This window comes from Arthrobacter sp. BG3 (assembly GCF_056680185.1).
On sequence record NZ_CM155270.1, the window covers coordinates 4,235,274 to 4,261,531 of the forward strand.

Annotated in this window: 21 protein-coding genes and 2 pseudogenes; 13 read left to right on the plus strand and 10 right to left on the minus strand. The window is 68.7% G+C overall.

Features of this window, described 5'->3' with window-relative positions; genetic code table 11:
• Positions 1-8: 8 nt before the first annotated feature.
• Complete coding sequence (locus AC1MFL_RS19150; RefSeq protein ID WP_479812038.1) at positions 9-1,607, minus strand: ABC-F family ATP-binding cassette domain-containing protein; 1,599 nt, start codon at positions 1,605-1,607, stop codon at positions 9-11.
• 322 nt (positions 1,608-1,929) lie between these two features.
• Between AC1MFL_RS19150 and AC1MFL_RS19155 the strand changes: the two genes are divergently transcribed.
• From AC1MFL_RS19155 to AC1MFL_RS19165, 3 genes and pseudogenes are all read left to right on the plus strand, one after another.
• Positions 1,930-2,625, plus strand: a complete 696-nt coding sequence (locus AC1MFL_RS19155; RefSeq protein ID WP_479812040.1) for a biotin transporter BioY — start codon at positions 1,930-1,932, stop codon at positions 2,623-2,625.
• 98 nt (positions 2,626-2,723) lie between these two features.
• Positions 2,724-3,404: pseudogene (locus AC1MFL_RS19160) on the plus strand (energy-coupling factor ABC transporter ATP-binding protein); the annotation flags it as partial.
• A pseudogene (locus tag AC1MFL_RS19165) lies at positions 3,401-4,021 on the plus strand (energy-coupling factor transporter transmembrane component T family protein); the annotation flags it as partial. The pseudogenes AC1MFL_RS19160 and AC1MFL_RS19165, both read left to right, overlap by 4 nt.
• Positions 4,022-4,235: 214 nt before the next feature.
• Here the strand turns inward: AC1MFL_RS19165 and AC1MFL_RS19170 are convergent.
• Positions 4,236-5,480 carry a thiolase family protein gene (locus tag AC1MFL_RS19170; protein ID WP_479812042.1) on the minus strand — a complete coding sequence of 415 codons (1,245 nt, stop codon included), beginning with the start codon at positions 5,478-5,480 and terminating at the stop codon, positions 4,236-4,238.
• Positions 5,473-6,897: an AMP-binding protein gene (locus AC1MFL_RS19175; protein WP_479812044.1), complete on the minus strand. Its 1,425-nt coding sequence runs from the start codon at positions 6,895-6,897 to the stop codon at positions 5,473-5,475. Before AC1MFL_RS19175 ends, AC1MFL_RS19170 begins: the two co-directional genes overlap by 8 nt.
• Positions 6,898-6,956: 59 nt before the next feature.
• On the opposite strand from AC1MFL_RS19175, the gene ypfJ reads away from it, so the two are divergent.
• Complete coding sequence (gene ypfJ / locus AC1MFL_RS19180) at positions 6,957-7,844, plus strand: KPN_02809 family neutral zinc metallopeptidase (protein WP_479812046.1); 888 nt, start codon at positions 6,957-6,959, stop codon at positions 7,842-7,844.
• 147 nt (positions 7,845-7,991) lie between these two features.
• Here ypfJ and AC1MFL_RS19185 read toward each other — a convergent pair whose 3' ends face one another.
• The 6 genes from AC1MFL_RS19185 to AC1MFL_RS19210 form a co-directional block, all read right to left on the minus strand.
• A complete protein-coding gene (locus tag AC1MFL_RS19185; RefSeq protein ID WP_354241300.1) occupies positions 7,992-8,324 on the minus strand; it encodes a metal-sulfur cluster assembly factor in 333 nt (110 codons plus the stop codon).
• Positions 8,325-8,337: 13 nt separating this feature from the next.
• Positions 8,338-9,135: a Fe-S cluster assembly ATPase SufC gene (sufC, locus tag AC1MFL_RS19190; protein WP_160665959.1), complete on the minus strand. Its 798-nt coding sequence runs from the start codon at positions 9,133-9,135 to the stop codon at positions 8,338-8,340.
• 100 nt (positions 9,136-9,235) lie between these two features.
• The gene (locus AC1MFL_RS19195; protein WP_479812049.1) at positions 9,236-9,595 is read right to left on the minus strand and encodes a non-heme iron oxygenase ferredoxin subunit; all 360 of its coding nucleotides are present in this window, start codon (positions 9,593-9,595) and stop codon (positions 9,236-9,238) included.
• A gap of 31 nt (positions 9,596-9,626) precedes the next feature.
• Positions 9,627-10,910, minus strand: coding sequence for a Fe-S cluster assembly protein SufD (gene sufD, locus AC1MFL_RS19200; protein ID WP_479812051.1), 1,284 nt, complete (start codon positions 10,908-10,910; stop codon positions 9,627-9,629).
• Positions 10,910-12,373, minus strand: a complete 1,464-nt coding sequence (gene sufB, locus AC1MFL_RS19205; protein ID WP_301231268.1) for a Fe-S cluster assembly protein SufB — start codon at positions 12,371-12,373, stop codon at positions 10,910-10,912. The genes sufD and sufB overlap by 1 nt, the downstream gene beginning before the upstream one ends.
• Positions 12,373-13,245 carry a helix-turn-helix transcriptional regulator gene (locus tag AC1MFL_RS19210; protein WP_479812053.1) on the minus strand — a complete coding sequence of 291 codons (873 nt, stop codon included), beginning with the start codon at positions 13,243-13,245 and terminating at the stop codon, positions 12,373-12,375. The genes sufB and AC1MFL_RS19210 overlap by 1 nt, the downstream gene beginning before the upstream one ends.
• 148 nt (positions 13,246-13,393) lie before the next feature.
• Here AC1MFL_RS19210 and AC1MFL_RS19215 point away from each other — a divergent pair, with 148 nt between their 5' ends.
• Genes AC1MFL_RS19215 through AC1MFL_RS19225 form a run of 3 tightly spaced genes read left to right on the plus strand, consistent with a single transcriptional unit; the run spans position 13,394 to position 16,120 of the window.
• Positions 13,394-14,362, plus strand: coding sequence for an ABC transporter ATP-binding protein (locus AC1MFL_RS19215; protein ID WP_479812055.1), 969 nt, complete (start codon positions 13,394-13,396; stop codon positions 14,360-14,362).
• Positions 14,359-15,168, plus strand: a complete 810-nt coding sequence (locus AC1MFL_RS19220; protein ID WP_479812057.1) for an ABC transporter permease — start codon at positions 14,359-14,361, stop codon at positions 15,166-15,168. Before AC1MFL_RS19215 ends, AC1MFL_RS19220 begins: the two co-directional genes overlap by 4 nt.
• Positions 15,169-15,175: 7 nt before the next feature.
• A complete protein-coding gene (locus AC1MFL_RS19225) occupies positions 15,176-16,120 on the plus strand; it encodes a COX15/CtaA family protein (protein WP_479812059.1) in 945 nt (314 codons plus the stop codon).
• A 337-nt stretch (positions 16,121-16,457) separates the two neighbouring features.
• Here the strand turns inward: AC1MFL_RS19225 and AC1MFL_RS19230 are convergent, their stop codons facing one another.
• Positions 16,458-17,420 (minus strand): heme o synthase, encoded by a 963-nt coding sequence (locus tag AC1MFL_RS19230; RefSeq protein ID WP_479812061.1) that lies wholly within the window; start codon positions 17,418-17,420, stop codon positions 16,458-16,460.
• Positions 17,421-17,964: 544 nt separating this feature from the next.
• Here AC1MFL_RS19230 and tkt point away from each other — a divergent pair.
• The 6 genes from tkt to pgl all read left to right on the plus strand — a co-directional run bounded on the left by tkt (position 17,965) and on the right by pgl (position 26,221).
• On the plus strand, positions 17,965-20,082 hold the full coding sequence (gene tkt, locus AC1MFL_RS19235) for a transketolase (protein WP_479812063.1): 2,118 nt from the start codon (positions 17,965-17,967) through the stop codon (positions 20,080-20,082).
• A gap of 71 nt (positions 20,083-20,153) precedes the next feature.
• Positions 20,154-21,269 carry a transaldolase gene (gene tal / locus AC1MFL_RS19240; RefSeq protein WP_479812064.1) on the plus strand — a complete coding sequence of 372 codons (1,116 nt, stop codon included), beginning with the start codon at positions 20,154-20,156 and terminating at the stop codon, positions 21,267-21,269.
• Positions 21,270-21,274: 5 nt separating this feature from the next.
• Positions 21,275-22,909, plus strand: coding sequence for a glucose-6-phosphate isomerase (locus AC1MFL_RS19245; protein WP_479812066.1), 1,635 nt, complete (start codon positions 21,275-21,277; stop codon positions 22,907-22,909).
• A 15-nt stretch (positions 22,910-22,924) separates the two neighbouring features.
• Entirely contained in the window at positions 22,925-24,487 is a 1,563-nt protein-coding gene (gene zwf / locus AC1MFL_RS19250; protein WP_479812067.1) for a glucose-6-phosphate dehydrogenase, read from the plus strand.
• Positions 24,484-25,425 (plus strand): glucose-6-phosphate dehydrogenase assembly protein OpcA, encoded by a 942-nt coding sequence (locus AC1MFL_RS19255; protein ID WP_479812069.1) that lies wholly within the window; start codon positions 24,484-24,486, stop codon positions 25,423-25,425. The genes zwf and AC1MFL_RS19255 overlap by 4 nt, the downstream gene beginning before the upstream one ends.
• Positions 25,415-26,221, plus strand: a complete 807-nt coding sequence (gene pgl, locus AC1MFL_RS19260; RefSeq protein ID WP_479812071.1) for a 6-phosphogluconolactonase — start codon at positions 25,415-25,417, stop codon at positions 26,219-26,221. The genes AC1MFL_RS19255 and pgl overlap by 11 nt, the downstream gene beginning before the upstream one ends.
• The last annotated feature ends 37 nt before the right edge of the window (positions 26,222-26,258 follow it).

Consider the following 26,258-nt stretch of genomic DNA (forward strand, 5'->3'; position numbering starts at 1 on the left):
TGGGCAGCCTAGGCCAGCGTAATCAGGTCCAGGTAGTCTTCGTTCCAGTGGTCCTCGATGCCGTCGGGCAGCAGCACGACGCGCTCGGGGTTCAGTGCGGCGACGGCGCCTTCGTCGTGGCTCACGAGGACGACGGCGCCCGTGTAGTTGCTCAGGGCCCCGAGGATTTCGGCGCGGCTGGCCGGGTCGAGGTTGTTTGTGGGCTCGTCGAGGAGCAGCACATTTGCGCTCGAAGCCACGATGGTGGCCAGGGCCAGCCGGGTCTTCTCGCCGCCGGACAGCACACCGGCGGGTTTGTCGACGTCGTCGCCCGAGAACAGGAACGAGCCCAGGATGTTGCGGACTTCCGCGTCGTTCATGTCCGGGGCGGAGGAGCGCATGTTCTGCAGCACGGTGCGGTCCACGTCCAGCGTCTCGTGCTCCTGGGCGTAGTAGCCCACCTTCAGGCCGTGGCCAGCCACGACCTCGCCGGTGTCCGGCTTGTCAACGCCGGCCAGCATGCGCAGGAGGGTGGTCTTGCCGGCGCCGTTGAGGCCCAGGATGACCACCTTGGAGCCGCGGTCGATGGCCAGGTCCACGTCGGTGAAGATTTCCAGCGAGCCAAAGGACTTGCTGAGTCCGTCCGCGGTGAGCGGGGTCTTGCCGCAGGGTGACGGGTCCGGGAAGCGCAGGGCTGCCACGCGGTCGGTGGCACGCACGGCCTCGAGCCCACCGAGGAGACGCTCGGCGCGCTTGGCCATGTTCTGCGCGGCGACGGCTTTGGTGGCCTTGGCGCGCATCTTGTTGGCCTGGTCGAAGAGGACCTGGGCCTTCTTCTCCGCGTTGGCGCGCTCCCGCTTGCGGGCCTTCTCGTCCGTTTCGCGCTGCTGGAGGTAGCGCTTCCAGTCCATGTTGTAGAAGTCGATCTGGGCGCGGTTGGGATCCAGCAGGAAGACCTTGTTGACGGTGGCTTCCAGAAGCTCGGTGTCGTGGCTGATCACGATCAGACCGCCCTGGTGGTTCCGCAGGAATTCCCGTAGCCAGGTGATGGAGTCGGCGTCGAGGTGGTTGGTGGGCTCATCGAGGAGCATCGTTTCGGCGTCCGAATACAGGATGCGGGCCAGCTCCACACGTCGGCGCTGTCCACCGGAAAGGGTCTTGAGCGGCTGGTTCAGCAGACGGTCCGGGAGCGCCAGGTTCGAGCAGATCGCCGCGGCCTCGGCCTCGGCCGCGTAGCCGCCGGCGGCCAGGAACTCGGACTCGAGCCGGTCGTAGCGGTTCATCGCCTTGCGCTGGACCTCGGCGTCGTCGCTGGCCATGTCCTCATGGGTCTGCTTGAGCTTGTTGACGGCGACGTCCAGGCCCCGGGCGGACAGGATCCGGTCACGGGCCAGCTGCTCCATGTCCGGGGTCCGGGGATCCTGCGGCAGGTAACCGATCTCGCCGCTGCGCGTGACCTTGCCGCCGGCGGGCAGGCCTTCGCCCGCGAGTACCCGGGTCAGTGTGGTCTTGCCTGCACCGTTACGGCCCACAAGGCCGATCTTGTCTCCCTTGTCGATCCGGAAGCTCACCTGGTCCATAAGGAGGCGGGCGCCGGCGCGCAGTTCGAGATCCTGGACGGTAATCAATGCAGCTAAGGCCTTTCACAACAGGGAACGCCGCGGCACAACGGTGGAATCTGGAGGGGGCCGGGGCAGTGCGGCCGAGAGAACGGCCTCTCCAAGTCTACCGGTCCAGCATCCGCCTGATGACAAGCTCCCGCCGTTGGCGGGAATCGACGGACGACGACGGCGCCGCCCGGACAGTGCCGGGGTCCGCCCGGGCGCCTTTGGTGTGGGCCTCCAGCTGGCGCGGCCCTGCTTAGTAGGGCACCTACAAAAAACGCCTCCCCGCATGCTCGTAGAGTCGGAATCAGCAGCAGTCCCCCATTTACTTGCGATTGGATCTCCCATGACGAAGACCGACGGCAGCATTGCCGCCACCCCCGCCCGGCAGCGGAGCCGCTGGAACGCCACCGACCTGGGGCTGATCGCCGTCTTCGCCGCGCTCGTGGCCGGATCCGCCCTGATTGCCGCCATACCGGTGGGCGGGATGGGTGTCCCCATCACGGTGCAGACGCTCGCCGTGATGCTCACGGGCCTTGCCCTGGGCCCCGGCAGGGCCTTCGCCGCCGTCGGGCTCTATGTGCTCCTCGGACTTGCCGGGCTGCCGATCTTCAGCGGCGGGCGCAGCGGGCTCGGTGTCCTGGCCGGTCCGTCGGCGGGCTACATCGTCGGCTTCGTGGGTGCGGCGGCCGCCGTGGGCTGGCTGACCGTCGTCGTGCTGCGCCGCACAGCGGGCCGTCCCGGCAAGGTCCGCGCGGTCCTGCTGTTCGCCGCGGCGATGGTGAGCAGCATCATCTTCGTCCACGGCCTCGGCATCCTTGGCATGATGGTCAACGCGAAGCTGGACTTCTCCAAGGCGTTCCTCGCCGACCTGGTCTTTTACCCCGGGGATGTGATCAAGAACGCACTTGCCGTGACCGTTGCGCTGGCGCTGCATAAGGCGTTTCCGGATCTGCTGGTCCGCCGGGTCCGGACCGGAGCGGCTGTCACCCCTGCGGCCGCCACACACACCGCCGACGCCAAGGTGGATCACCGGCCGTGAGCACCATCGTGCTGGACCGGGCTGCTGTGCGGGTGGCCGTCGACGGCCGCCCCGCGCCCAAGACCCTGCTTGAGGAGCTGACCCTGCGGCTCACCGAGCAGCGGATCGGCGTGATCGGGGCCAACGGTTCCGGCAAGTCCACCCTGCTGCGGCTCCTCAACGGACTCGTGGCGCCCAGCAGCGGCACCGTCACGGTGGACAGGTGGGACACGGTCCGGGCGGTGCGGGAAGTCCGACGGCGCGTCGGCTTCGTCTTCACGGATCCGCTGTCCCAGCTGGTGATGCCGACCGGGCGGGAGGACGTGGAACTGTCGCTCCGGCGGTCTGTCCGGAACGGCCGGGAACGCAGCCGCCAGGCGGAGGCGACCCTGGACCGTTTCGGGTTGCTGGCACTGGCCGACCAGAGCATCTACGAGCTTTCCGGCGGGGAGCGCCAGCTCCTTGCCCTCGCCGCCGTCCTCGCAGTGGACCCCGAAGTGCTGGTCCTGGACGAGCCGTCCACCCTGCTGGACCTGCGCAACAGGGAACTGCTGCGCCGCACCCTGGCCGGGCTCAGCCAGCAGGTCATCCTCTCCACCCACGACCTTGAGCTCGCCCTGGACCTGGACCGGGTGCTGGTGGTCGACGCCGGTGCGGTGGTGTTCGACGGCGGCCCGCCCGCCGCCGTCGCGCATTACCGGGCGCTCTGCGCGGCGGGGCTCTCTTCGTCCGGCGCGGCCGGGGACCGGCCGGCCCCGGAGAATCTGCATTTGGTGCAGCGGCAGCCGGAGCGGCCGTGAGCGGCCACGGATTCCTGCTGGCCAACTACGTGCCGGGCAACTCCCTGCTGCACCGCGCGCCGCTGTGGCTAAAGTTCCTGCTCGTCCTCGGCTGCGGCATGGCGTCGTTCCTGATCGTGGACTGGGCCGCAGCGGCCGCGGCCCTGGCCGTGATGTGTACCCTGTTCCTGCTCAGCGGCGCGGGCCTGCGGAGGCTGTTCCGGGCGGTGCGGCCCGTGCTGCCGGTCCTGGCGATGATCGGGCTGTTCCAGTGGTGGCAGCTCGGCGGACCCACCGCGGCGCGGATTGTGCTCAACGTGCTGGTCTGCATTGTTGCGGCATCGATCCTCACCGCCACCACGCCGGTGCAGCGGCTGCTGGACGGGGTGGCTTCCCTGGCGCGGCCGTTCCGAAGCTTCGGCGCGGATCCGGAGCGCTTCGCGCTGACGATCGCCATTATGCTGCGCAGCATCCCGTTCATCGCCGGTGCCTACAGCGACGTCCGGGATTCCGCCCGGGCCCGCGGCCTGGAACGCAACCCCCGCGCCCTGATCCTCCCGGTCTTCATCACCACCGTGGCCTTCGCCCGGCAGACCGGCGACGCCCTCGCCGCGCGCGGCCTGGGCGACGTCGAGACCGAGGCCGAGACATGGTCCGGTCCCGAACCCGAGACCCAGACCGAGGCCGAGAAGCCCGCGCAGCCCGCCGCCCCCGGGGGGGACATGCCCTCCCGTGACCCGGGGCGCGGGACATAATCCCACTATGTCCACTGGCTGAGCCCAGGAAGGGGCATGTCCACCTGGGGGACGGGCCCGGCAATGGGCATGTGCCCCTCCCCCGGCGGCAGGGCTGCTAGGACAGGATCTGGTACTCCAGCAGCGCGGCCGTGCCCATTCCGCCGGCGATGCTGATCATTGCCAGGGCCAGTTGGCCGGCGACCGGGCTGCGGCGGGCCTGGGCCAGCAGCCGGGTGACGAGCACCGCGCCGGACGCCCCATAGGCGTGCCCCAGTGCCAGGGCGCCGCCGTCGAGGTTGGCGCGTTCCGCGGGGATGCCGAGCCGGTCCAGGCACGCGAGGGTCTGGGACGCGAATGCCTCGTTGAACTCCACCAGCCCCAGTTCCGCAGCGGTCACGCCACAGCGTTCCAGCAGGCGTGCCGCGGCGGCGGCCGCCCCGATCCCGAGCAGTTGCGGATCCACGCCCGCGCTGTCCGTGCCCCGCACCAGGAGGCCGTCGCGGGCGCCCAGTGCGCGGGCGCGCTCGACCGTGGTGATCACGACGGCGGCGGCGCCGTCCGCGTCGAAGCAGGAGTTCCCTGCGGTCACCGTGCCGCCCGCGGCAAACACGGGAGGAAAACGGGCGAGCACGGCCCCTGTGAGGCCACGGCGCGGCCCGTCGTCGGCACTGACCAGGCGCGGCCCGTCGTCGTTATTGACCGCCGGTGGCCCGTCCGGTCCGGGACCGCCGTCGAGCGGGACGATCTCGGCGGCGAAGAACCCCGCGGCGGCGGACGCGAGGGCGCGCCGGTGGCTGCGCAGCGCAAACCCGTCCTGCCGCTCCCGGCTGATCCCGCAGCGGGTGGCCACTTTTTCGGCGGCGACCCCCATGTCCGGATCCCCGAGGGCCAGGGGTGAGAACTGTGCCCGGGCGAAGAATGCCGGGACCCCGTCCGCGTCCCGGCGGGCGCGCATGGGTGCGGTGCTGATGCTCTCCACCCCGCCAGCCAGGTACAGGCCATCGCCGCCGGCGGCCACGAGCCTGGAGGCCAGCACAATCGCGTCCAGTCCGGAGCCGCACTGGCGGTCCACGGTCAGGCCGGGGACGCTGACGGGCAGCCCGGCTTCGAGGGCGGCGAGCCGGGCCACGTTGCCTCCGCCGCCGACGGCGTTGCCAATCACCACGTCCGTCACGGATACCGGGGGCACGCCGTCCCCGCTGCGAAGTTCGGTGAGAAGTGCGCGGATCACAGGGGCGAGCAGTTCGTGGGCGGGCACGGACTTGAGCGCACCGTTGGCGCGGCAGATCGGAGTCCGGCGTGCGGCGATGATGACCGGCTGCCGGTCCCCGGGCAAGGCCCAGGGCTGCCGCTCAGACAAGGCGCCGGATCCGGGGGTCGTTGCGGTCAATCCAGTCCAGCAGCAGGTCCCGGCTGAGCTTGCCGCGGTCCGTCAGCGGTAGCCCGGCCAGGACGAAGTATTCCATGGGCCGCTTGTTGCGGGCCAGCACGTCCTCGATGCCCGCCTTCAGCTGGGTGGCGGTCAATCCGCCGTGTGAGGGGACAATACCGGCGATGACCTTCTGGCCGCGGAGATCGTCCGCGCGGCCGGCGGCCACGGCGGCTGCCACACCGGGGACGGAGGCCAGCGCCAGCTCAACCTCATGGGGGTAAACGTTGCTGCCTGCGGTGACGATCATGTCCGAGCGGCGGCCCAGCATGTGCAGGACCCCGCCGTCGAGGAAACCCTGGTCCCCCACGGTGTGCCAGCCGTCGAAGCTCTGCAGGGCCTGGCCGTCGTCGCCCCAGAGGTAGCCGTCGCTGACCATTCCGCTGCGGACGCAGATGTTGCCGTCCGTGCCGTCGGCCAGCTGGACGCCGCCGTCGTCGAGAATGCGGATGTCGACGCCGGGAAACGGCTTCCCGATGCCGGTGCCGCCCTGCTCCGGCGGCCGGCCGGGCGGCAGGCCCGCCCCGGAGACGAAGCTGAGCTCCGAGGCGCCGTAGTACTCGAAGATGGTCGCGTTGGGCGCCCAGCGGCGGGCAGCTTCCAGGGTCCGCGCGTCGAGCTTCGAACCGGCGCAGATGATGCTCCGGATGCCCGAGGCATCGACCCCGCCGCTGAGTCCCCGTTCGCTGAGGAGACGGAGCATTGTTGGCACGAGGACCAGCCGGGTGATGCCATCATGGCTGACCGCGGCGTGGGCGTCGCCGACATCGAAACGGGCCAGGGTGTGGAATTCCGAACCGGCGTACAGGCATTCTGCCAGGGCGTAGAGGTTCAGGCTGGCCGCGAGCGGCCCGGGCGCCAAGGTCCTGTCATCCGCGGCGAGGCCAAAAAATTCGACCGACGCGTCAAAGGACAGCCGCCAGGAGCGCCGCGAGCGGGTGAAAGCCTTGGGGACGGATGTGGTGCCGGAGGTGAGGCCGATCAGGAAGGGGGTATCCGGGAGCCCGTCGGCGAGTTCCAGCCCGGCCGCGGGGCCGGCCGCGGGCACGGGGTCTGCCGCGGCCGGGACGGTGTCCCGGATCCTGTCCCTGATCCCGTCCTGCAGCTGCTGCGGCCAGGACGGGTCCAGCACGGCGCACTGCCGGTCCCCGGCGACGGCGGCAGCGAACGCGACGGCGAAGTGCAGCGAATTCTCCTCGGACAGCACGCTCACTGCGGGCGTGCCGGGCAGCTGCCCGGCGGCCGCGTCGCGCAGTTCCTCCCAGCTCAGGCGTTGCCCGGCCACGACGACGGCGGTCCCGTCGGGGCGGTCATCGGCCCAACGCTGGAGGCTGTCGAGAAAAGGCATCAGGCCAACTTTACCGGCCTTGGGCGGCCCGGACGCGGGTACGCGATATTGTGACAAGCATGAGTTTCAATGACAATGTCCAACTGGACCCTTCCCAGGTCCAGGACCGGCGCGGCATGGGCCGCGGGGCCAAAGTCGGGGGCGGGATCGGCGGCGGCATCATCCTGCTGATCGCGGCCCTGCTCGGCATCAATCCGAGCCTTCTCGAAGGCCTGGGCGGCACCACCCAGGGTCCCGCGTCGCAGAGCCAGGGCACTGACCCGGCCTGCGTCAGCGGAGCCGACGCGGACGCCCGGCTGGACTGCCGGATCGTCGGCACGGTCAACAGCCTGAACGCGTTCTGGCCGGCCTACCTCGCCCAGTACAAGACGCAGTACCCGCAGCCGAAAACCGTGATCTTCACGGGCGGCACCAACACCGGCTGCGGCGCCGCGACGTCGGAAGTGGGGCCGTTCTACTGCCCCACGGACACCACCGCGTACTTCGACCCCGGATTCTTCCAGGAACTCGTGGACCGTTTCGGCTCCTCCGGCGGACCGCTCGCGCAGGAGTACGTGGTCGCCCACGAGTTCGGCCACCACGTCCAGAACATCCTCGGAAACCTGGACCGGGCCCAGCAGGATCCCCAGGGACCCGAATCCGGGGGCGTCCGTGTGGAGCTCCAGGCTGACTGCTACGCCGGGCTGTGGGTCCGCTACGCCACCACGCAGAAGGATCCCAAGACCGGGCTGCCGTTCCTGGATCCGCTGAAGCAACAGGACCTGCAGGATGCCCTGTCCGCCGCCTCGGCGGTCGGCGATGACCGGATCCAGAAGGCCGCGACCGGCCGGGTCTCACCCGAGTCCTGGACGCACGGTTCCAGCGCGCAGCGGCAGAAGTGGTTCTACCAGGGCTACACGAGCGGCGACATCAACCAGTGCGACACCTTCGGAGTCGCGACCCCCTGACAGCCTTTCGGTTGCTCTGTCACGGCCGTTTCGACGGCCCGTAAGTCAGTTGCGGAGCAGCCGATTCCACCCGGTACGACGACGGCGGGCCCACCTCTGAAAGGTGGGCCCGCCGTCGTCATACCGCGTCAGGGACGCAATGGGGAATCAGATGTTGAAGCCGAGGGCGCGCATCTGGTCGCGGCCGTCCTCGGTAATCCGTTCCGGGCCCCATGGCGGCATCCACACCCAGTTGAGGCGCCATTCGTCCACAACCCCGTCCAGGGCCTTGCCGACCTGCTCCTCGATCACGTCGGTGAGCGGGCAGGCGGCCGTGGTGAGCGTCATGTCGATCAGCAGGGCGCCGTCATCGTCTGAATATTTCAGCCCGTACAGCAGCCCCAGGTCAACGATGTTCACGCCCAGTTCCGGGTCGATCACATCCATGAGTGCCTCTTCGACATCCTCGAGGCTGGTACGGGCCACATTGAGTTCGGTCATGATGAAGTCCTAACTAGGCCTGTGCTGCGGCCGAAGCGGCAGCGATGGTGGCTGCCCCGGCGCCGGTGGCGTAGCGGTCGTAGCCTTCTTCTTCGAGGCGGTCCGCGAGCTCCGGGCCGCCTTCTTCGACGACCTGGCCATCAACGAACACGTGGACGAATTCCGGCTTGATGTAGCGCAGGATCCGGGTGTAGTGCGTGATGAGCAGGGTGCCCATGTTGCCTTCGGCGTGGGCACGGTTGACGCCCTCGGAGACAACCTTGAGTGCGTCGACGTCGAGGCCGGAATCGGTCTCGTCCAGGATGGCGAACTTCGGCTTGAAGAGCTCCAGCTGGAGGATCTCGACGCGCTTCTTCTCGCCGCCGGAGAAGCCCTCGTTGACGTTGCGCTGGGTGAAGTCGGCGTCGATGCGCAGCTGGGCCATGGCGGCCTTGACGTCCTTGGTCCACGTGCGCAGCTTGGGGGCTTCGCCGTCGATGGCCGTCTTGGCGGTCCGCAGGAAGTTCGTCATGCTGACGCCGGGAACCTCGACGGGGTACTGCATGGCGAGGAACAGGCCGGCGCGGGCACGCTCGTCGACGGTCATCGCGAGGACGTCCTCGCCGTCCAGGGTGATGGTGCCGGAGGTGACGTTGTAGCGGGGGTGCCCGGCGATGGTGGACGCGAGGGTGGACTTGCCGGAACCGTTCGGTCCCATGATGGCGTGCGTCTCGCCCGTCCTGATGGTCAGGCTGACGCCCTTCAGGATTTCCTTGGTGCCCTGCTCGGTGTCAATGCTGACGTGCAGGTCCTTGATCTCAAGAGTCGACATGTGTCTTGTTCTCCTCTGCACCGTGCCCTGCGGCACTGTGCGGTTTCTGGTCGATAAGTTTTTCTAAGACTGGCCGCTGGCTACTGTGGTGCCCGGGCAGTCAGCTGAAGTTCGGAGCCTCGGCGCCGTTCAGGACGTTCGTGAAGTCCACGTAGACCTCGTCATCCAGGACGGTCACCGCAAAGACGGGAACAGGGTCATAGGCGGGCAGCTGCAGCGGCTCGCCGCTGCGCAGGTCGAACTGGGACCCGTGGCCCCAGCACTCGATCTTGCAGCCCTCCACTTCTCCTTCGGAGAGGGAGATGTCCGCGTGCGAGCAGGTGTCGCCGATGGCGTGGATTTCGCCCATCGAGTCCTTGACAATCGCGACGGGGTAGTCATCGATCAGGATCCGCAGCGCCTGCTTGAGTTGGATCTCGCTGGCGTTGCAGACCAGCTCGCCCTTTGGCCGTTCAGTCATTGGTGGTTTCCGTGTTCTCTGGTGCTGTGCACTAGTGGTTGGTTGCCGCGAGTTCGCGTTCGACGGCGGCCGTGAGCCGCTCTTCGATGGCCGGAACCTTGATCTGCTGGATGATCTCGTTCAGGAAGCCGCGGACCACCAGACGGCGGGCCACCTCTTCCGGAATGCCGCGTGCCATCAGGTAGAACAGGTGCTGGTCATCGAAGCGGCCGGTGGCGCTGGCGTGGCCGGCGCCGGCGATCAGGCCGGTCTCGATTTCCAGGTTCGGCACGGAGTCCGCGCGGGCGCCGTCGGTGAGAACCAGGTTGCGGTTGGCCTCGTAGGTGTCGGTGCCTTCTGCTTCCTTGCGGATCAGGACGTCGCCCACCCAGACGGTGTGCGCGTTGCGGCCCTGCAGGGCGCCCTTGTACAGGACGTTGGACTTGCAGTTGGCGACCGAGTGGTCCACGAAGAGGCGCTGCTCCAGGTGCTGGCCGGCGTCGGCGAAGTACAGCCCGAACAGTTCCACTTCGGCGCCCGGGCCGGTGAAGCGTGCCGACGGGGTGACCCGCACGAGGTCGCCGCCGAGGCTGACGACGATGTGCTTGAACTTGGCGTCGCGGCCCAGCTTGGCCTGCTGCGAGGAGGCGTGCACGGCGTCGTCGTTCCATTCCTGGAGCGAGATGACGGTCAGCTGCGCGCCGTCCTCCACGAGGATCTCGATGTTCTCCGCGACAACGGCGGTGCCCTGGTGGTCCAGGACCACAACGGACTTGGAGAACTTCTCCGCGACGATCACAACGTGCTGCGCGGAGGCCCCGGTGCCCTGGCCGGTCAGCAGGACGCTGACCTCGCCGTCGACCTGGACCTCGGCCGGGACCGTGATGACGGTGGCCTCGGTGAAGTTCTCCCAGGCGTTCGCGGACACGCGGTCCTCGGGGATGGCTGCCGAGCCGATCCGGCGGTCGTCACGGCCGACGGTCTCCACGGTGACGCTGTCCGGAGCGGTGACGCTCACGGACGGGGCGGCGCCGTTGAGGACCTCGGTGTGCAGGCCGCGGAGGCGCTTGAGCGGGGTGAACCGCCAGTCCTCCTCCATGCCGGTCAGCGGTTTGAAGTCCGCCAGCTTGTAGGACGTGAGGCGCCCGGCGCGTGAGCTGTCCGGAATGCCGACGCCGCCGCCGTGCGAGTGCCGCTTCACGGCCTCGCCGGCCAGCGGGGACTTGGACGCCGTGGCGTTGACCGGTGAAAGGCTTTCGCCTTCCTCCGTGAAGCCGTTGATGAACGGCTGGGAGGGCGCGCCGATGCGGGCCTTTTCAGTAGTCATGTCAGTCATTAACCGACCGATCCTTCCATCTGCAGTTCAATCAGTCGGTTCAGCTCGAGGGCGTATTCCATCGGCAGCTCACGGGCAATCGGCTCGATGAAGCCGCGGACGATCATCGCCATGGCCTCGTCTTCGCGCATGCCGCGGGACATCAGGTAGAACAGCTGCTCTTCGCTGACGCGCGAGACCGTGGCCTCGTGACCCATCGTGACGTCATCCTCGCGGATATCGATGTACGGGTAGGTGTCCGAGCGGCTGATGGTGTCCACCAGGAGCGCGTCACAGCGGACCGTGTTGGCGGAGTGCTTGGCGCCTTCGCGGACCTGGACCAGGCCGCGGTAGGCGGCACGGCCGCCGCCGCGGGCCACGGACTTGGACACGATCGAGCTCTTGGTGTTCGGCGCGATGTGGACCATCTTGGAGCCGGTGTCCTGGTGCTGGCCTTCGCCCGCGAACGCGATGGACAGGGTCTCGCCCTTGGCGCCCTCGCCGACGAGGTAGACGGCCGGGTACTTCATGGTGACCTTGGAGCCGATGTTCCCGTCGATCCACTCCATCGTCGCGTTTTCTTCACAGATGGCGCGCTTGGTGACCAGGTTGTACACGTTGGTGGACCAGTTCTGGATGGTCGTGTAGCGGACGCGGGCGCCCTTCTTCACGACGATTTCCACGACGGCGGAGTGCAGCGAGTCCGAGGTGTAGATCGGCGCGGTGCAGCCTTCGATGTAGTGGACGTAGGAGTCCTCGTCCGCGATGATCAGCGTGCGCTCGAACTGGCCCATGTTTTCCGTGTTGATGCGGAAGTAGGCCTGCAGCGGGATGTCGACGTGGACGCCCTTGGGCACGTACACGAAGGAGCCGCCGGACCACACGGCCGTGTTCAGCGACGCGAACTTGTTGTCGCCCACCGGGATGATGGTGCCGAAGTACTCCTGGAAGATCTCCGGGTGCTCGCGCAGCGCGGTGTCGGTGTCCAGGAAGATGACGCCCTGCTGTTCCAGGTCCTCGCGGATCTGGTGGTAGACAACCTCGGACTCGTACTGGGCCGCGACACCGGAGACGAGGCGGCTGCGCTCGGCTTCCGGGATGCCCAGCTTCTCGTAGGTGTTCCGGATGTCCTCGGGGAGGTCTTCCCAGCTGTTGGCCTGCTTTTCGGTGGACCGCACGAAGTACTTGATGTTGTCGAAGTCGATGCCGGAGAGGTCAGCGCCCCAGGTCGGCATGGGCTTGCGGTCGAAGTACTTCAGGCCCTTGAGGCGCAGGTCCAGCATCCATTCCGGCTCGCTCTTCTTCGCCGAAATGTCGCGGACGACGTCCTCGTTGATGCCACGGCGGGCGTTGGCGCCGACGTCGTTCTTGTCGGACCAGCCGTACTCATAGGTTCCGATTCCGTGGAGCTCGGGATTCTTTTCCAGAATCTCCGAGATCACAGTGGATTCAGCAACCTTCTTCTCTGATAGTTGGTCCGTCATCACGGCCTTTCTTGCAGATGGTTGGATACTTCGTCCAGGCTGCCCGGGGTGGTTGCGGGGCCGTGAGGCCCCCTGGCCGCCGGACGGCCTGTAGGTATGTGGGTGGTGCAGACGTGGCCGCCGCGAGCCAGCGTGGAGAGCCGGCGGACGTCGACGCCGACGAGCCGGGAGAACACGTCCGTCTCGACGTCGCAGAACACCGGGAACTGCGCGGCGAGCTGCTGGATGGGGCAGTGTCCCTGGCAGAGCTGGACGCTGGAGAGCGCCGCCGGCAGGGGTGCCTTGGCCTCGATCGACGCCGTGGAGGCCACGAAGCCGTCCCGGCTCAGCGCCTCGGACAGCGCCTGCGCCCGGGCGGTGATATCCGGGCCGGCGGCGTCAATTTCCGGCGCGTAGCGGCGTTCCATCTCACCGAAGCGTTCGACGGCGAACTGCCGCACGGCTTCGGGGCCGGCGATTTCACCGAGGCGCTGCAGGGCGAGGGTGGCGATGTCCAGGTAGTCGTTTCCGAGGCTGGACTGGCCCTGGGAGCTGAGGACATAACGGCGGGCGGGACGCCCCGCCCCGGCGCCGGCACGGGCGGCGCGCTTAATCTCGATGACCCCGTTGCGGGAGAGGTGGTCCAGGTGGCGGCGGACGGCGGCGGGGGTAAAGCCCAGCAGATCACCGAGTTCCGCGGCGCTGATGGGACCGTGTTCCAGCACCGCGTTCAGCACGCGGTCCCGGGTGCGCTCTTCGGCGTCGGCTGCCGGGAACGCGGCTGCGGCCCTGGCTGCAGCGGCGCCCGCCGGCCCGGACACAGCGTCAGACGCCGCGCGTGAGCTACCGCGCCCGGCAAGGGCGACAGAAGAGGTGGGTCTCATGGAATACACAACACTATGATGTCGTAATTTAGTCCCCCGATCCAGTAAGGCATGGCTATCCCCCGTCACGCGGCGGGCGGGGCCGCCCGGGACGGCCCCCGGGACGCCGTCGGATGCCGGCCGGATCGGGGCGTACTACATCCCGTAGAATGCTGTGGTGCGATCTCCCGAATCCCCCGTCCTGTCCATCAGCGGGCTAGTCAAGGACGTTGGTCCACTGCCCACCCTCGACGGCAAGATGCTGCGGGTGGTCAGCGGCGTTTCCCTCGTCGCTGAACCCGGCCAGGTCACGGCCCTGCTCGGAGCCAACGGCGCCGGCAAGACCACCACCATCGAATGCGCCCAGGGGCTGCAGAAACGCACCCACGGCAGCATCAGCCTGCTGGGCCAGGACCCGGACACCGCCGGGGCGGCACTGCGCGCCCGCGTCGGGGTGATGCTGCAGGATGGCGGCCTGCCGCCGTCGGCCCGGCCCATCCCCCTGCTCAAGCACATTGCCGGCATGTACGCGGACCCCTGGCCGGTCGGGGAACTCATTGAGCGCCTCGGCATCGACAGCTTCAGCAGGACCTCCGTGCGGCGGCTCTCCGGCGGCCAGAAGCAGCGGCTCGCGCTGGCGGCCGCCCTTGTGGGCAACCCCGAGGTGCTCTTCCTGGACGAGCCGAGCGCCGGACTGGACCCGCAGTCGCGCCAGCTCGTGTTCGAGCTCATCTCCGAACTCCGGAACCGCGGGATGGGGATTATCCTCACCACGCACCTGATGGATGACGCCCAGCGCCTCGCCGACTACGTGTACATCATCGACGCCGGCCGCAATGTCGCCGAGGGGACGGTCGCGCAGCTCCTGCAGCATCCCCTGCCGGCGGACGCCGGGGAACAGCACATCCGCACCCTGCTGTTCGAGACCGAACCCGGGCTGGACTTCTCCGGGGTGCTGCCCGACGGCGTCAACGTCACCGAAGCCCGGGCCGGCAGCTACGCCGCCACCGGCGCGCTGACCGCCGCTGACCTCGCGGCGATCACCGCGTGGTGGGCCGCCCGCGGGATCATGCCCCGTTCGCTGAGCCTTGAGGCCCGCAGCCTTGAGGACGTTTTCCTCGACATCTCCGGAAGGGAGATCCGATGACCCGCCACAGTGCCGCCCTGGGGAACGCGCTGCCCGGCAGCGGCCGGCAGGGCCGCCCCCTCGGCAGCGCACCGGCTCCGCTGCTGCGGCGCATCGTGCTGCAGGGCAAGTACGAGACCATCACCATGCTCCGGAACGGCGAACAGCTGATCCTGGCGATTGTGCTGCCGCTGCTGGCCATGGTGGGCCTGACGGTGATGCCCCTGCTGGACGGGTTCGGTGCGAGCCGGATCAATGTCGCCGTGCCGGGCATCCTGGCCCTGTGTGCCATGTCCACCGCGTTCACCGGCCAGGGCATCTCCACCGGATTTGACCGCCGCTACGGCGTCCTGCGTTTCCTCTCCACCACTCCCCTGGGCCGCACCGGGCTGATCGCCGGAAAGATCCTCGCGGTCCTCGCCGTGCTGGCCCTGCAGGTGCTGGTGGTCACGGCGGTTGCCCTGGTCCTGGGCTGGCAGCCGGATCCGCTGGGCTGGGCCCCGGGGCTGGCCCTGCTGGTCCTCGGCGCCGCGGCCTTCACCGCACTGGGCCTGCTTGTTGCCGGCACGGTCCGGCCGGAAGCGACCCTCGCGATCACCAACCTGCTGTGGATCCTGCTGGGCGCCCTCGGCGGGATCGTGATCCCGGCCGAACGGCTGCCCGCCCTGCTGCAGACGATGGTGCACTTCCTCCCCTCCGGCGCCCTGGGGCAGGCCCTGAGGGAGGCCTTCCTGGCCGGCAGCGTCAGCCCCGGCCCGGTACTTGTCCTGCTGCTCTGGACGGCGATCGCCGGCGGCGCAGCAACCCGTTGGTTCAAATGGAATTGAGAAAACTGTGAGCACGGACTCCCGCACTCCCCGGACCGTTTCCCGTAACGTCCCCTGGCTGCCCGTCATCGTCAACAGGACGGTGCAGCGGCTGGCGGTCCTGTCCCTGATCGGACAGACCCTCCTGATCGTCACCGGCGGCGCCGTCCGCCTCACCGCCTCCGGCCTGGGCTGCCCCACCTGGCCGCGCTGCACGGACTCGTCCCTGGTGAACACCCCGGAAATGGGGATCCACGGCATCATCGAATTCGGGAACCGCCTGCTGACCTTCGCGCTGGCCGCCGTCGCCGTCGCGATGCTGGTGTACCTGTGGAACCTCCGCAGGGAGCGCCGCGACCTCTTCCTGCTGGCCCTAGGCCTGCTCGCCAGCATCCCGGCGCAGGCCGTCATCGGCGGCATCACCGTGCTGACCCAGCTGAACCCCTGGGTGGTGGGCCTGCACTTCCTGGTCTCGATGGCCCTTGTGGTGCTGGCCACCCTGCTGGTCAACCGCGCCTACGGCCGGACAGGGAAATTCCGGGTGGCGGAACTTGCCCCCCTGCCGGGCATCGCCCGCCCGCTGATGAGCGCCGTCGCGCTGTTCGCCGCCGTGGCCGTCTGCCTGGGCGTCGTCGTCACCGGCGCCGGCCCCCACGCGGGCGACGCCGATGCCCCGCGCAACGACCTGGACTGGGACCTGTTCGCGCACATCCACGCGGTGCCGGCGTACCTGGTGACCGCTGGGGCGCTGCTCGCCGTGTACCTCGTGATCCGCGGACGGATTCCGGGCCCGTTCCGCACCGCCGTCCTGATGCTCCTGGGCGTTACCGTGCTGCAGGCCGTCATCGGCTTCACGCAGTACTACAACGGCATCCCGGCGCTGCTGGTCGCGGCGCACATGCTGGCGGCGGCGCTGCTGATGAGCGCGGCCACCAACGCTGCCGACCTCGCCCGCAGCAGCCCGGTCAAGTAGCCCGCCCCCACAAACAACGCGGGGTCACTTACCGCCCATCCGGAAGCTCTGGATGGGCCGTAGGTGACCCCGCGTTGCTGTTATTGGGCGGCGCTGCTCGCCGTGTGCCCCGTGCATCGCAGCCGGATTCCGGGCCCGTTCCGCACCGCCGCCCTGATGCCGCGAACGCTGCCGACCTCGCCTGCAGCAGCCCGGTGAAGTAGCCCGCCCCCCACAAAGCGTCAAGCACCCGCCCCATACAAACAACGCGGGGTCACTTACCGCCCATCCGGAAGCTCTGGATGGACCGTAGGTGACCCCGCGTTGCTGTAAGGCTGTGGGTGGGAGGGGGCGGCGGCTAGCCGGCCATGATGGCGGAACCGACGAACGGGTCGATGGCCAGGGCGATGAAGAGCAGGGTCAGGTAGCTGATCGAGCCGTGGAAGACCTTCATGGCGCCCTTGTTGGACACGTCGCCGGCCTGGGCCCGGCTGTACAGCGCATGCGATTCGTAGAGGAACCACGCGCCGGCGAGCACTGCAGTCACGGTGTAGACCCAGCCGGCGCCGCCGGCCGGAACCAGCAGCAGCGAGCAGGCCACCATCGCCCACGCATACAGGACCACCTGGACGGAGACCACCTTGGCACCGGCGATCGCGCCGAGCATGGGCACGTTGGCGTTGCGGTAGTCCTCGCCGTAGCGCATGGACAGCGGCCAGTAGTGCGGCGGGGTCCACAGGAAGATGATCATAAAGAGCACGACGGCGGGCCACTGAACCGTGTTGGTCACCGCGGCCCAGGCAATGAGTACCGGGAAGCAGCCGGCCGCCCCGCCCCAGACGATGTTCTGCGCCGTGCGGCGCTTGAGGATCATGGTGTAGATGACCACGTAGAAGACAATCGCGCCGACGCCGAGCCACGCCGCGAGCGGGTTGGCCCCGAACCACAGGATCGCGATCGCTGCCGCGCCAAGGAGCCAGGAGAAGACCAGCGCCTCGCGCGGCGTGACCTCGCCCGTGACCAGGGGCCGGTTCTCGGTGCGGTGCATGAGCTTGTCGATGTCACGGTCGATGTAGCAGTTGAAGGAGCCCGCGCTGCCGGCGGCAAAGGCGCCGCCGACGAGCGTGGCCAGGATCAGGCCGATCGAGGGGAAGCCGCGTTGCGCGTAGATCATGGTCGGCAGGGTGCTGACCAGCAGGAGTTCGATGACGCGGGGTTTCGTGAGCGCCAGGTAGGCCTTGGCTTTACGGGCGAAGCCGATGCTTCCGCGGGTGGGGGAAGCGTTCAGCGGGGTATCTGTTGTGCTCACGGTGGCAGTCACTCTGTTCTGTCTGGCTGTTCAGTCCGGCTGGTTCCGCAACGCGGGGTGCATCTCGGAGGGGTCCGCGCGCAGCGCACAGGCGTGTCCCCGCCCCCGTTGGTAGCCACGACCCATCATACCGCGCAGGCACAGCCGCCCCGGTCGGCGGATCCGGCCGGCCTATATGGTCGCAGGATATGTCCGCCGGGCGCCCATGATGCCAACAGGTTAACGCGGCTTCACCGCGGCCGCGGACACCGGTGATTCATATAAGCGACAAAACCGGTCCATTTGGTGAGATATACCGCACCCGGCCGGTGGAATGGGGCTAAGCTGTCTGCAGATCAGCGCGCACGGGCCACGGCCAAAACGGCCGTCCGGTTGTCTGCGGTATCTGCCTGCAGTGACTGCAGACGTGCATTTGCACACGCGACTGAATGCTAGATCAACGTTTCGATGGTGAACGGCTGGTACGTACCGCAGCGGGCACCGAACTGTGCCCCGGGCGGGACTGACCATACCACCCGCCGTCAGCACAGAGAGGGGCCCGGTTTTCGTGCCACATTTGGAAGAGCAAGAACTGTCATGGACCAGTTTGGACCAGCGCGCCGTGGACACGGTCCGTGTGCTGGCCGCCGACGCTGTGGAGAAGGTCGGTAACGGCCACCCCGGCACCGCGATGAGCCTGGCCCCGGCCGCTTACCTTCTCTTCCAGAAGCTGATGCGGCACGACCCGAAGAACCCCGACTGGCTGGGTCGGGACCGGTTCGTCCTCTCCCCGGGCCACACCTCCCTGACGCTGTACATCCAGCTGTTCCTCTCCGGCTACGGCCTGGAGCTGAAGGACCTTCAGGCCCTGCGGACCTGGGGTTCGCTGACCCCGGGGCACCCTGAGTACAAGCACACCGCCGGCGTGGAAATCACCACCGGCCCGCTGGGCCAGGGCCTGGCCTCCGCCGTCGGGTTCGCGTACTCCCAGCGCCGGATGCGCGGGCTGTTTGACGCCGACGCCGCCGAGGGCGCCAGCCCGTTCGACCACACCATCTGGGTCATTGCCTCCGACGGCGACCTGCAGGAAGGCGTGACGTCCGAGGCGTCCTCGCTCGCCGGGCACCAGGAGCTTGGCAACCTGGTGGTGATCTACGACGAGAACCACATCTCGATCGAGGACGACACCGACGTCGCGTTCACCGAGGACGTCCTGGCCCGCTACAAGGCCTACGGCTGGCACACCCAGCGCGTGGACTGGACCCGGACCGGCGAATACAAGGAGGACGTGGCCGAACTCCACGCCGCCCTGGTGGCCGCCAAGGCCGAGACGGGCAAGCCGTCCATCGTCTCGCTGCGCACCATCATCGGTTACCCGGCCCCGAAGAAGCAGAACACCGGCAAGATCCACGGCTCCGCCCTGGGCGCCGAGGAAGTCGCTGCCCTGAAGAAGGTCCTCGGATTCGACCCGGAGCGTTCCTTCCAGGTCGACGACGACGTCCTGGCGCACGCCCGGGAAGCCGTGGACCGCGGTGCTACTGCCCGCAGCGAATGGCAGGAAGCCTTCGAGGCCTGGCAGTCGTCCAACCCCGACGGTGCGGCCCTGCTGGAGCGCATCGAGGCCCGTAAGCTCCCGGCCGAAATCGACGCCGCCCTGCCGGTGTTCGAAGCCGGCAAGGACGTCTCGACCCGCGCCGCGTCCGGCAAGGTCCTGAACGCGATCGGCCCGGTCATGCCGGAGCTCTGGGGCGGTTCGGCCGACCTCGCCGAGTCCAACAACACCACGATCGAGGGCTCGCCCTCGTTCATCCCGGTCTCCCGCTGCACGGACGCCTGGAAGGGCAACCCGTACGGCCGGGTTCTGCACTTCGGCATCCGCGAGCACGCCGCAGCGTCGATCGTCAACGGCATTTCCCTGCACGGCCGCACCCGCGCGTTCTCCGGGACCTTCCTGATCTTCAGTGACTACCAGCGCCCGGCAATCCGCCTCGGCGCCCTCATGGGGGTCCCGTCGCTGTACGTCTGGACGCACGACTCGATCGGCCTCGGCGAAGACGGCCCGACCCACCAGCCGGTGGAGCAGCTCGCCGCCCTCCGCGCGATCCCGGGCCTGGACGTGGTCCGCCCGGGCGACGCGAACGAGGTCGCGGCCGCCTGGAAGGTCATGCTCGAAAACCACGCCAACCCCGCCGGCATCGTGCTGACCCGCCAGAACATCCCCACCTATGCCCGCGGAACGTCCGACGCCGAAGCCGACACCTTCGGTTCCACCGCCGGCGTCGCCAAGGGCGGGTACGTCCTGGCCGAAGCCTCCCGGGACGGCAGGACCGCCACGGCTCAGGTCATCCTGATCGGCACCGGGTCGGAGGTCCAGCTGGCCGTGCAGGCCCGCGAGGCCCTGCAGGCCGACGGCATTCCCACCCGCGTCGTCTCCATGCCGTGCGTGGAGTGGTTCAACAAGCAGGACCCCGCCTACCGCGAAGCGGTGCTCCCGGAGGCCGTTAAGGCACGGGTGTCCGTCGAAGCCGGGCTTGCCCTGGGCTGGCGCGAATTCGTCGGCGACGCCGGCCGTTCCATCAGCCTCGAGCACTTCGGCGCCTCGGCGGATTACAAGCGCCTGTTCCAGGAATTCGGCATCACCGCGGAGGCAGTCGCCGCCGCGGCCAAGGAATCCCTCGCAGGCCTCCCGGCCTGACCCCCACCCCACGCTTAACCGGGCCGCCGCCCCAGAATCGCGGTGGCGGCCCCAGACTTCAGGAGTCACACATGACCACCCCCACGCAACAGCTGTCCGATGCCGGCGTTTCCATCTGGCTTGATGACCTTTCCCGCGGCCGCCTCGACACCGGCACCCTGCGCAAGCTGATCGAGGAGAAGAACGTCGTCGGTGTCACCACCAACCCGTCCATCTTCCACGCAGCCATCACCACCGGCCACGACTACGACGCCATCATCGCCGCCAAGGCCGCCGCCGGCGCCAGCGTCGAGGAGACCGTCTTCGCGATCACCACCACCGATGTCGCCGACGCCTGCGACCTCTTCGCCCCGGTGGCAGCAGCCACCAAGGGAGTCGACGGCCGCGTCTCGATCGAGGTTGACCCCCGCCTGGCCTGGGACACCGCCGGCACCATCACCGAGGCCAAGGAACTCTACGCCCAGGTCAACAAGGACAACGTCCTGATCAAGATCCCCGCCACCCTCGAGGGCCTGGAAGCCATCACCGCCACGCTCGCGGCCGGCATCAGCGTCAACGTCACGCTGATCTTCTCCCTCGAGCGCTACCGCGCCGTCATCAACGCCTTCCAGTCCGGCCTCGAGCAGGCCAAGGACAACGGCCACGACCTCTCCCGGATCCACTCGGTTGCGTCCTTCTTCGTCTCCCGCGTGGACTCCGAAATCGACAAGCGCCTCGACGCGATCGGCACCGACGAGGCCCGCGCCCTCAAGGGCAAAGCCGGCGTGGCGAACGCCCGCCTGGCCTACCAGGTCTACGAGGAACTCTTCTCCACCGAACGCTGGGCCCTCCTGGCCGACGCCGGCGCCCTCCCGCAGCGTCCGCTCTGGGCCTCCACCGGCGTCAAGGACCCGGCCTACCCGGATACCCTCTACGTCACCGAACTCGTCGCCCCCGGCGTCGTGAACACCATGCCGGAAAAGACGCTCGACGCCACGTTTGACCATGGCACCGTCACGGGCAACACGATCAGCCGCGGCTACGACGACGCCAACGCCACGCTGAACGCCCTCGATGCCCTCGGCATCTCCTACAACGAGGTCGTCGCCGTCCTTGAGTCCGAAGGCCTCGACAAGTTCGTGGCCAGCTGGAAGGAACTCCTCGCCGACGTCGAGGTTGCCCTCGCCGCCGCACGGAAGGGCGCCTAGTCCCCATGACCACTCTCAGCTACGACGCCACCGGCGCTGCCCGCCTGGCCCACGAACAGCACCTGCCCGCCCTGCTGGCAGACAAGGTCGCCACCAGGATCTTCGCCAAGGACGCCACCTTGTGGGGTCCCGACGCCGAGGCCGAGGCTTCCGTCCGGCTCGGCTGGGTCGAGGCGGCCACCGTCTCCCAGCCGCTGGTTGCGGACATCCTGGCTCTCCGCGACACGCTGCACGCCGAGGGCGTGAGCCGGATTGTCCTGTGCGGCATGGGCGGTTCCTCACTGGCACCCGAGGTCATCGCCGGAACCGCCGGCGTCGAGCTGACCGTGCTGGACAGCACCGACCCGGAGCAGGTCGCCGCCGCCGTCGCGGACCGGCTGGCCGAAACCGCCATCGTGGTGTCCTCGAAGTCCGGTTCCACCCTCGAGACCGATTCCCAGCGCCGGATCTTCGAGCACGCCTTCACCGAGGCCGGGATCGACGCGAAGAGCCGGATCGTCATCGTCACCGATCCCGGGTCCCCGCTGGACAAGGCCTCGCGCGAGGCCGGGTACCGGGCCGTGTTCAACGCCGACCCCCACGTCGGCGGACGCTACTCGGCGCTGACCGCGTTCGGGATGGTGCCCTGCGGCCTGGCCGGCGTGGACATCCAGGCGTTCCTGGACGAAGCGGAGGAAGCCGCCGAGGTCCTCAACGAGGACGGCGAGGAGAACATCGGCCTCGCCCTCGGTGCGGCGCTGGGCGGCACCAGCCCGCTGCGCAACAAGATCGTCATCGCAGAGGACGGCTCCGGCATCAAGGGCTTCGCGGACTGGGCCGAACAGCTCATCGCCGAGTCCACCGGCAAGCTCGGCACCGGCGTCCTGCCGGTCGTCGCCGGGCCCTCCTCCCCGGAGGCCACCCTCGGCGCCCCCGACGTCCTGGTGGTCCGCCTCGTCGCGGCGGACGCCGACGTCGAACTTGGTGAAAACGAGGTCGCGATCGGCGGCGGACTTCCCACCCAGATGATGACGTGGGAGTTCGCCACCGCCGTGGCCGGCCGGCTGCTCGGCATCAACCCCTATGACCAGCCCGACGTCGAGGCGGCCAAGGTGGCCGCCCGCGGCCTGCTCGACGCGCAGCCGGAACCGACGCCGGCCGCGTTCACCGACGGCGCCATCGAGGTCCGCGGCGGGGACTGGCTCAGGGGTGCCACCACCGCGGCCGGGGCTGTCAGCGCCCTGCTGGGCGAACTGGGCCCGGACAGCTACCTGAGCGTCCAGGCCTACTTCGACCGGCTCGCCTACGCACCGTTCGAGGGTGTCCGGGACCAGCTGGCAGCGCTCAGCGGCCGTCCCGTGACTTTCGGCTGGGGTCCGCGCTTCCTGCACTCCACCGGCCAGTTCCACAAGGGCGGACCCGCGATCGGTGTCTTCCTGCAGGTGAGCGCAGCGGCCGCCACCGACCTGGCCATCCCGGACCGTCCGTTCAGCTTCGGCGAACTGATCTCGGCCCAGGCCGCCGGTGACGCGCAGGTTCTCTCCGACCACGGCCGTCCGGTCCTGCGTCTGCACCTCACGGACCGCGCTGCCGGCGTCCGGCAGCTGCAGGAGATCATCTCCACGCTGGCCGGCCAGGCACTCCCCTCCTCCGAAAGCTAAGGCACCCAAGCAACCATGCCAGAGAAATACAACAGCGGCCGGTCGTCCGCGGGCCGGGGGCGCAATCCGCTCCGGGACCCGCGGGACCGGCGCCTGAACCGTATTGCGGGACCGTCGTCGCTGGTCCTGTTCGGGGTCACGGGGGACCTCGCCCGCAAGAAACTCATGCCGGCCGTATACGACCTGGCCAACCGCGGGCTGCTGCCGCCGAGCTTCGCCCTGGTGGGCTTCGCCCGGCGGAACTGGGAGAACGAGGACTTCGCGGCCGAGGTAAAGGCCGCGGTCAAAGCCTACGCCCGCACCCCGTTCGATGAGACGGTGTGGGAACAGCTCGCGCAGGGCGTCCGCTTCGTGCAGGGCGAGTTCGACGACGACGATGCCTTCAAGCGGCTGTCCGAAACCATTGACGAACTCGATGAGCAGCGCGGAACGCGGGGCAACCACGCGTTCTACCTCTCCATCCCGCCGAAGGCCTTCGAACTGGTCTGCCGGCAGCTCTCCAAGCACGGGCTTGCCCAGGCCGAGGGCGACAAGTGGCGCCGCGTCGTGATCGAGAAGCCGTTCGGCCACGACCTCGAGTCGGCCCGGCAGCTCAACGACATTGTGGAGTCGGTGTTCCCCCCGGACGCGGTCTTCCGGATCGATCACTACCTGGGCAAGGAGACGGTGCAGAACATCCTGGCGCTGCGCTTCGCCAACCAGCTCTTTGAGCCGCTCTGGAACGCGAACTACGTGGACCACGTCCAGATCACCATGGCCGAGGACATCGGCACCGGCGGCCGGGCGGGATACTACGACGGTGTCGGCGCGGCCCGCGACGTCATCCAGAACCACCTGCTGCAGCTCCTGGCGCTCACCGCGATGGAGGAGCCGATTTCCTTCAACGCCGATGACCTGCGCGCCGAAAAGGAAAAGGTCCTGGCCGCCGTCCGGCTCCCCGAGGACCTGTCCACCCACTCGGCCCGCGGGCAGTTCACCGGCGGCTGGCAGGGCGGCGAGAAGGTGGTCGGCTACCTGGAAGAGGAAGGTATCCCGACCGACTCCAAGACCGAGACGTTCGCCGCGATCCGGGTGGACATCCACACCCGGCGCTGGTCCGGGGTGCCGTTCTACCTGCGTGCCGGCAAGCGGCTGGGCCGCCGGGTGACGGAGATCGCCGTCGTGCTCAAGCGCGCCCCCAACCTGCTCTTCACGGACCACGGCGAGGACGACTTCGGCCAGAACGCCGTGGTGATCCGGGTCCAGCCCGACGAGGGTGCCACCATCCGGTTCGGGTCCAAGGTTCCCGGCACGCAGATGGAAGTCCGCGACGTCACGATGGACTTCGGCTACGGCCACTCCTTCACAGAATCCAGCCCGGAGGCCTACGAACGGCTCATCCTCGACGTGCTCCTCGGCGAGCCGCCGCTGTTCCCCCGCCACGCCGAAGTGGAGCTGTCCTGGAAGATCCTCGACCCGTTCGAGGACTACTGGGCGTCCCTGGACGAACAGCCCGAACCCTACGCCCCCGGAAGCTGGGGACCCGCCTCCGCCGACGAGCTCCTTGCCCGTGACGGACGAACCTGGAGAAGGCCATGATCGTAGATCTTCCCGACACCACCACCTCCAAGATTTCCAAGAAGATCATGGCCCTGCGCGAGCAGGGCGGCGTGATTGCCCTGGGCCGGGTGCTGACCCTCGTGGTCGTGACCAAGTCCGGGCTGGAAGAGGAGGCCATCGAGGCCGCCAACGAGGCCAGCCGGGAGCACCCCTGCCGGATCATCGTCCTCGCCGACGCCGGCGCCAAGGCACCGACCCGGCTCGATGCGCAGATCCGGGTGGGCGGCGACGCCGGAGCCTCCGAGGTCATCCTGCTGCGCGGCTACGGCGAACTGGCGGAGGAAAGCGAATCGCTCGTCGCGGCGCTGCTGCTGCCCGACGCCCCGATTGTGGCCTGGTGGCCGCACGGGGCCCCGAAGGCCGCCTGCGAGACGTCCATCGGCCGGATCGCGCACCGCCGGATCACCGACTCGGCCAACGAGTCCGATCCGCAGCGCGCCCTGGACAACATCCGCCGCACCTACAAGGCCGGCGACACGGACCTGGCCTGGACCCGCCTGACCAACTGGCGGATCCAGCTCGCCGCGGTCCTGGACCAGGTGGACGGTTCACCGGTGACGGCCGTCGCCGTCGAGGGGGCGTCGGACTCCCCGAGCACCATCCTGCTGGCGGCGTGGCTGACCCTGGCCCTCGACGCGCCGGTGACGATTGTCGCGGACCCGGCCGGCACCGGGATCCGGCGTGTCCGCCTGACCCGCACCGCGGGCGACGTCCAGCTGTTCCGGCCGGGCCTGACCGTGGCGGAACTGAGCCAGCCCGGACAGCCGGTGCAGCGGATCTCCCTGCCGCGCCGGAGCCTGAAGGACTGCCTCGCCGAAGAACTGCGCCGCCTTGATCCGGATGAAGTGTTCGGTGAAGTGATTACTATTGGACTGCCACGTACCAATCTAAGGAGTGTCCGTCCCAGTGAGCGCTGACCCCAGAGTAAGCATCCATCCCGACTCGTCCGTCCTCATGGCCGCCATCGCGGCCCGCCTGATCACCAAACTGGTGGACATCCAGGACAAGTACGGTGAGGCGACGGTGGTGCTTACCGGGGGATCGATGGGCATCGGCTCGCTCAAGGCCGTGGCGGAGTCGCCGGCGTCCGGCGCCGTCGACTGGTCCAAGGTCAATTTCTGGTGGGGTGACGAACGCTTCGTCGCGGCCAGGGATCCCGAGCGCAACGCAGTCCAGGCCCAGGAGGCGCTGCTCGCGCACATCAACGCGGACCCTGCACGGATCCACGTGCCAGGTTCCACCGAAGAATTCGGTTCCCCGGAGGAGGCGGCCGCCGACTACGCCCGCCGGCTCGGCGAGGCAGCTGCAGCGGAACACGCCGCGGACATGTCCGATGACCGGCCCGAACACCCGGCACCCCTCCCCCGCTTCGACATCGTCCTGCTCGGTGTGGGACCGGACGCGCATGTCGCGTCGCTCTTCCCGGAACAGGCCGGCATCCGGGAGAAGGAACTCTTCGTCGTGGGGGTCCGCAACTCCCCCAAGCCGCCGCCGGAGCGCATTTCGCTGACGCTGCCTGCCATCAACACGGCGTCGGAGATCTGGATGGTCGTTGCCGGCGAGGACAAGGCCGGCGCCGTGGGGCTGGCCCTCGCGGGCGCCAACCCGGTGCAGGTGCCGGCTGCCGGTCCGCGGGGCCGGATGGAAACGCTCTGGCTGATCGACGAGAACGCAGCTTCCCGGGTTCCGCAGCAACTGGTCCGCAAGAGCTAGCCCGCGGCGGCCGGTCCGCGCTGCGGCTAATTCCGTG

Bases quoted from the DNA above. Each gene is read 5' to 3' on its own strand.
- sufC (WP_160665959.1), bottom strand. From the start codon at position 9,135: ATGTCGACTCTTGAGATCAAGGACCTGCACGTCAGCATTGACACCGAG.
- AC1MFL_RS19185 (WP_354241300.1), bottom strand. From the start codon at position 8,324: ATGACCGAACTCAATGTGGCCCGTACCAGCCTCGAGGATGTCGAAGAG.
- ypfJ (WP_479812046.1), top strand. From the start codon at position 6,957: ATGAGTTTCAATGACAATGTCCAACTGGACCCTTCCCAGGTCCAGGAC.
- tal (WP_479812064.1), top strand. From the start codon at position 20,154: ATGACCACCCCCACGCAACAGCTGTCCGATGCCGGCGTTTCCATCTGG.
- AC1MFL_RS19245 (WP_479812066.1), top strand. From the start codon at position 21,275: ATGACCACTCTCAGCTACGACGCCACCGGCGCTGCCCGCCTGGCCCAC.
- AC1MFL_RS19255 (WP_479812069.1), top strand. From the start codon at position 24,484: ATGATCGTAGATCTTCCCGACACCACCACCTCCAAGATTTCCAAGAAG.
- AC1MFL_RS19195 (WP_479812049.1), bottom strand. From the start codon at position 9,595: ATGACTGAACGGCCAAAGGGCGAGCTGGTCTGCAACGCCAGCGAGATC.
- AC1MFL_RS19175 (WP_479812044.1), bottom strand. From the start codon at position 6,897: ATGCCTTTTCTCGACAGCCTCCAGCGTTGGGCCGATGACCGCCCCGAC.
- sufB (WP_301231268.1), bottom strand. From the start codon at position 12,373: ATGACGGACCAACTATCAGAGAAGAAGGTTGCTGAATCCACTGTGATC.
- zwf (WP_479812067.1), top strand. From the start codon at position 22,925: ATGCCAGAGAAATACAACAGCGGCCGGTCGTCCGCGGGCCGGGGGCGC.
- sufD (WP_479812051.1), bottom strand. From the start codon at position 10,910: ATGACTGACATGACTACTGAAAAGGCCCGCATCGGCGCGCCCTCCCAG.
- AC1MFL_RS19155 (WP_479812040.1), top strand. From the start codon at position 1,930: ATGACGAAGACCGACGGCAGCATTGCCGCCACCCCCGCCCGGCAGCGG.
- AC1MFL_RS19220 (WP_479812057.1), top strand. From the start codon at position 14,359: ATGACCCGCCACAGTGCCGCCCTGGGGAACGCGCTGCCCGGCAGCGGC.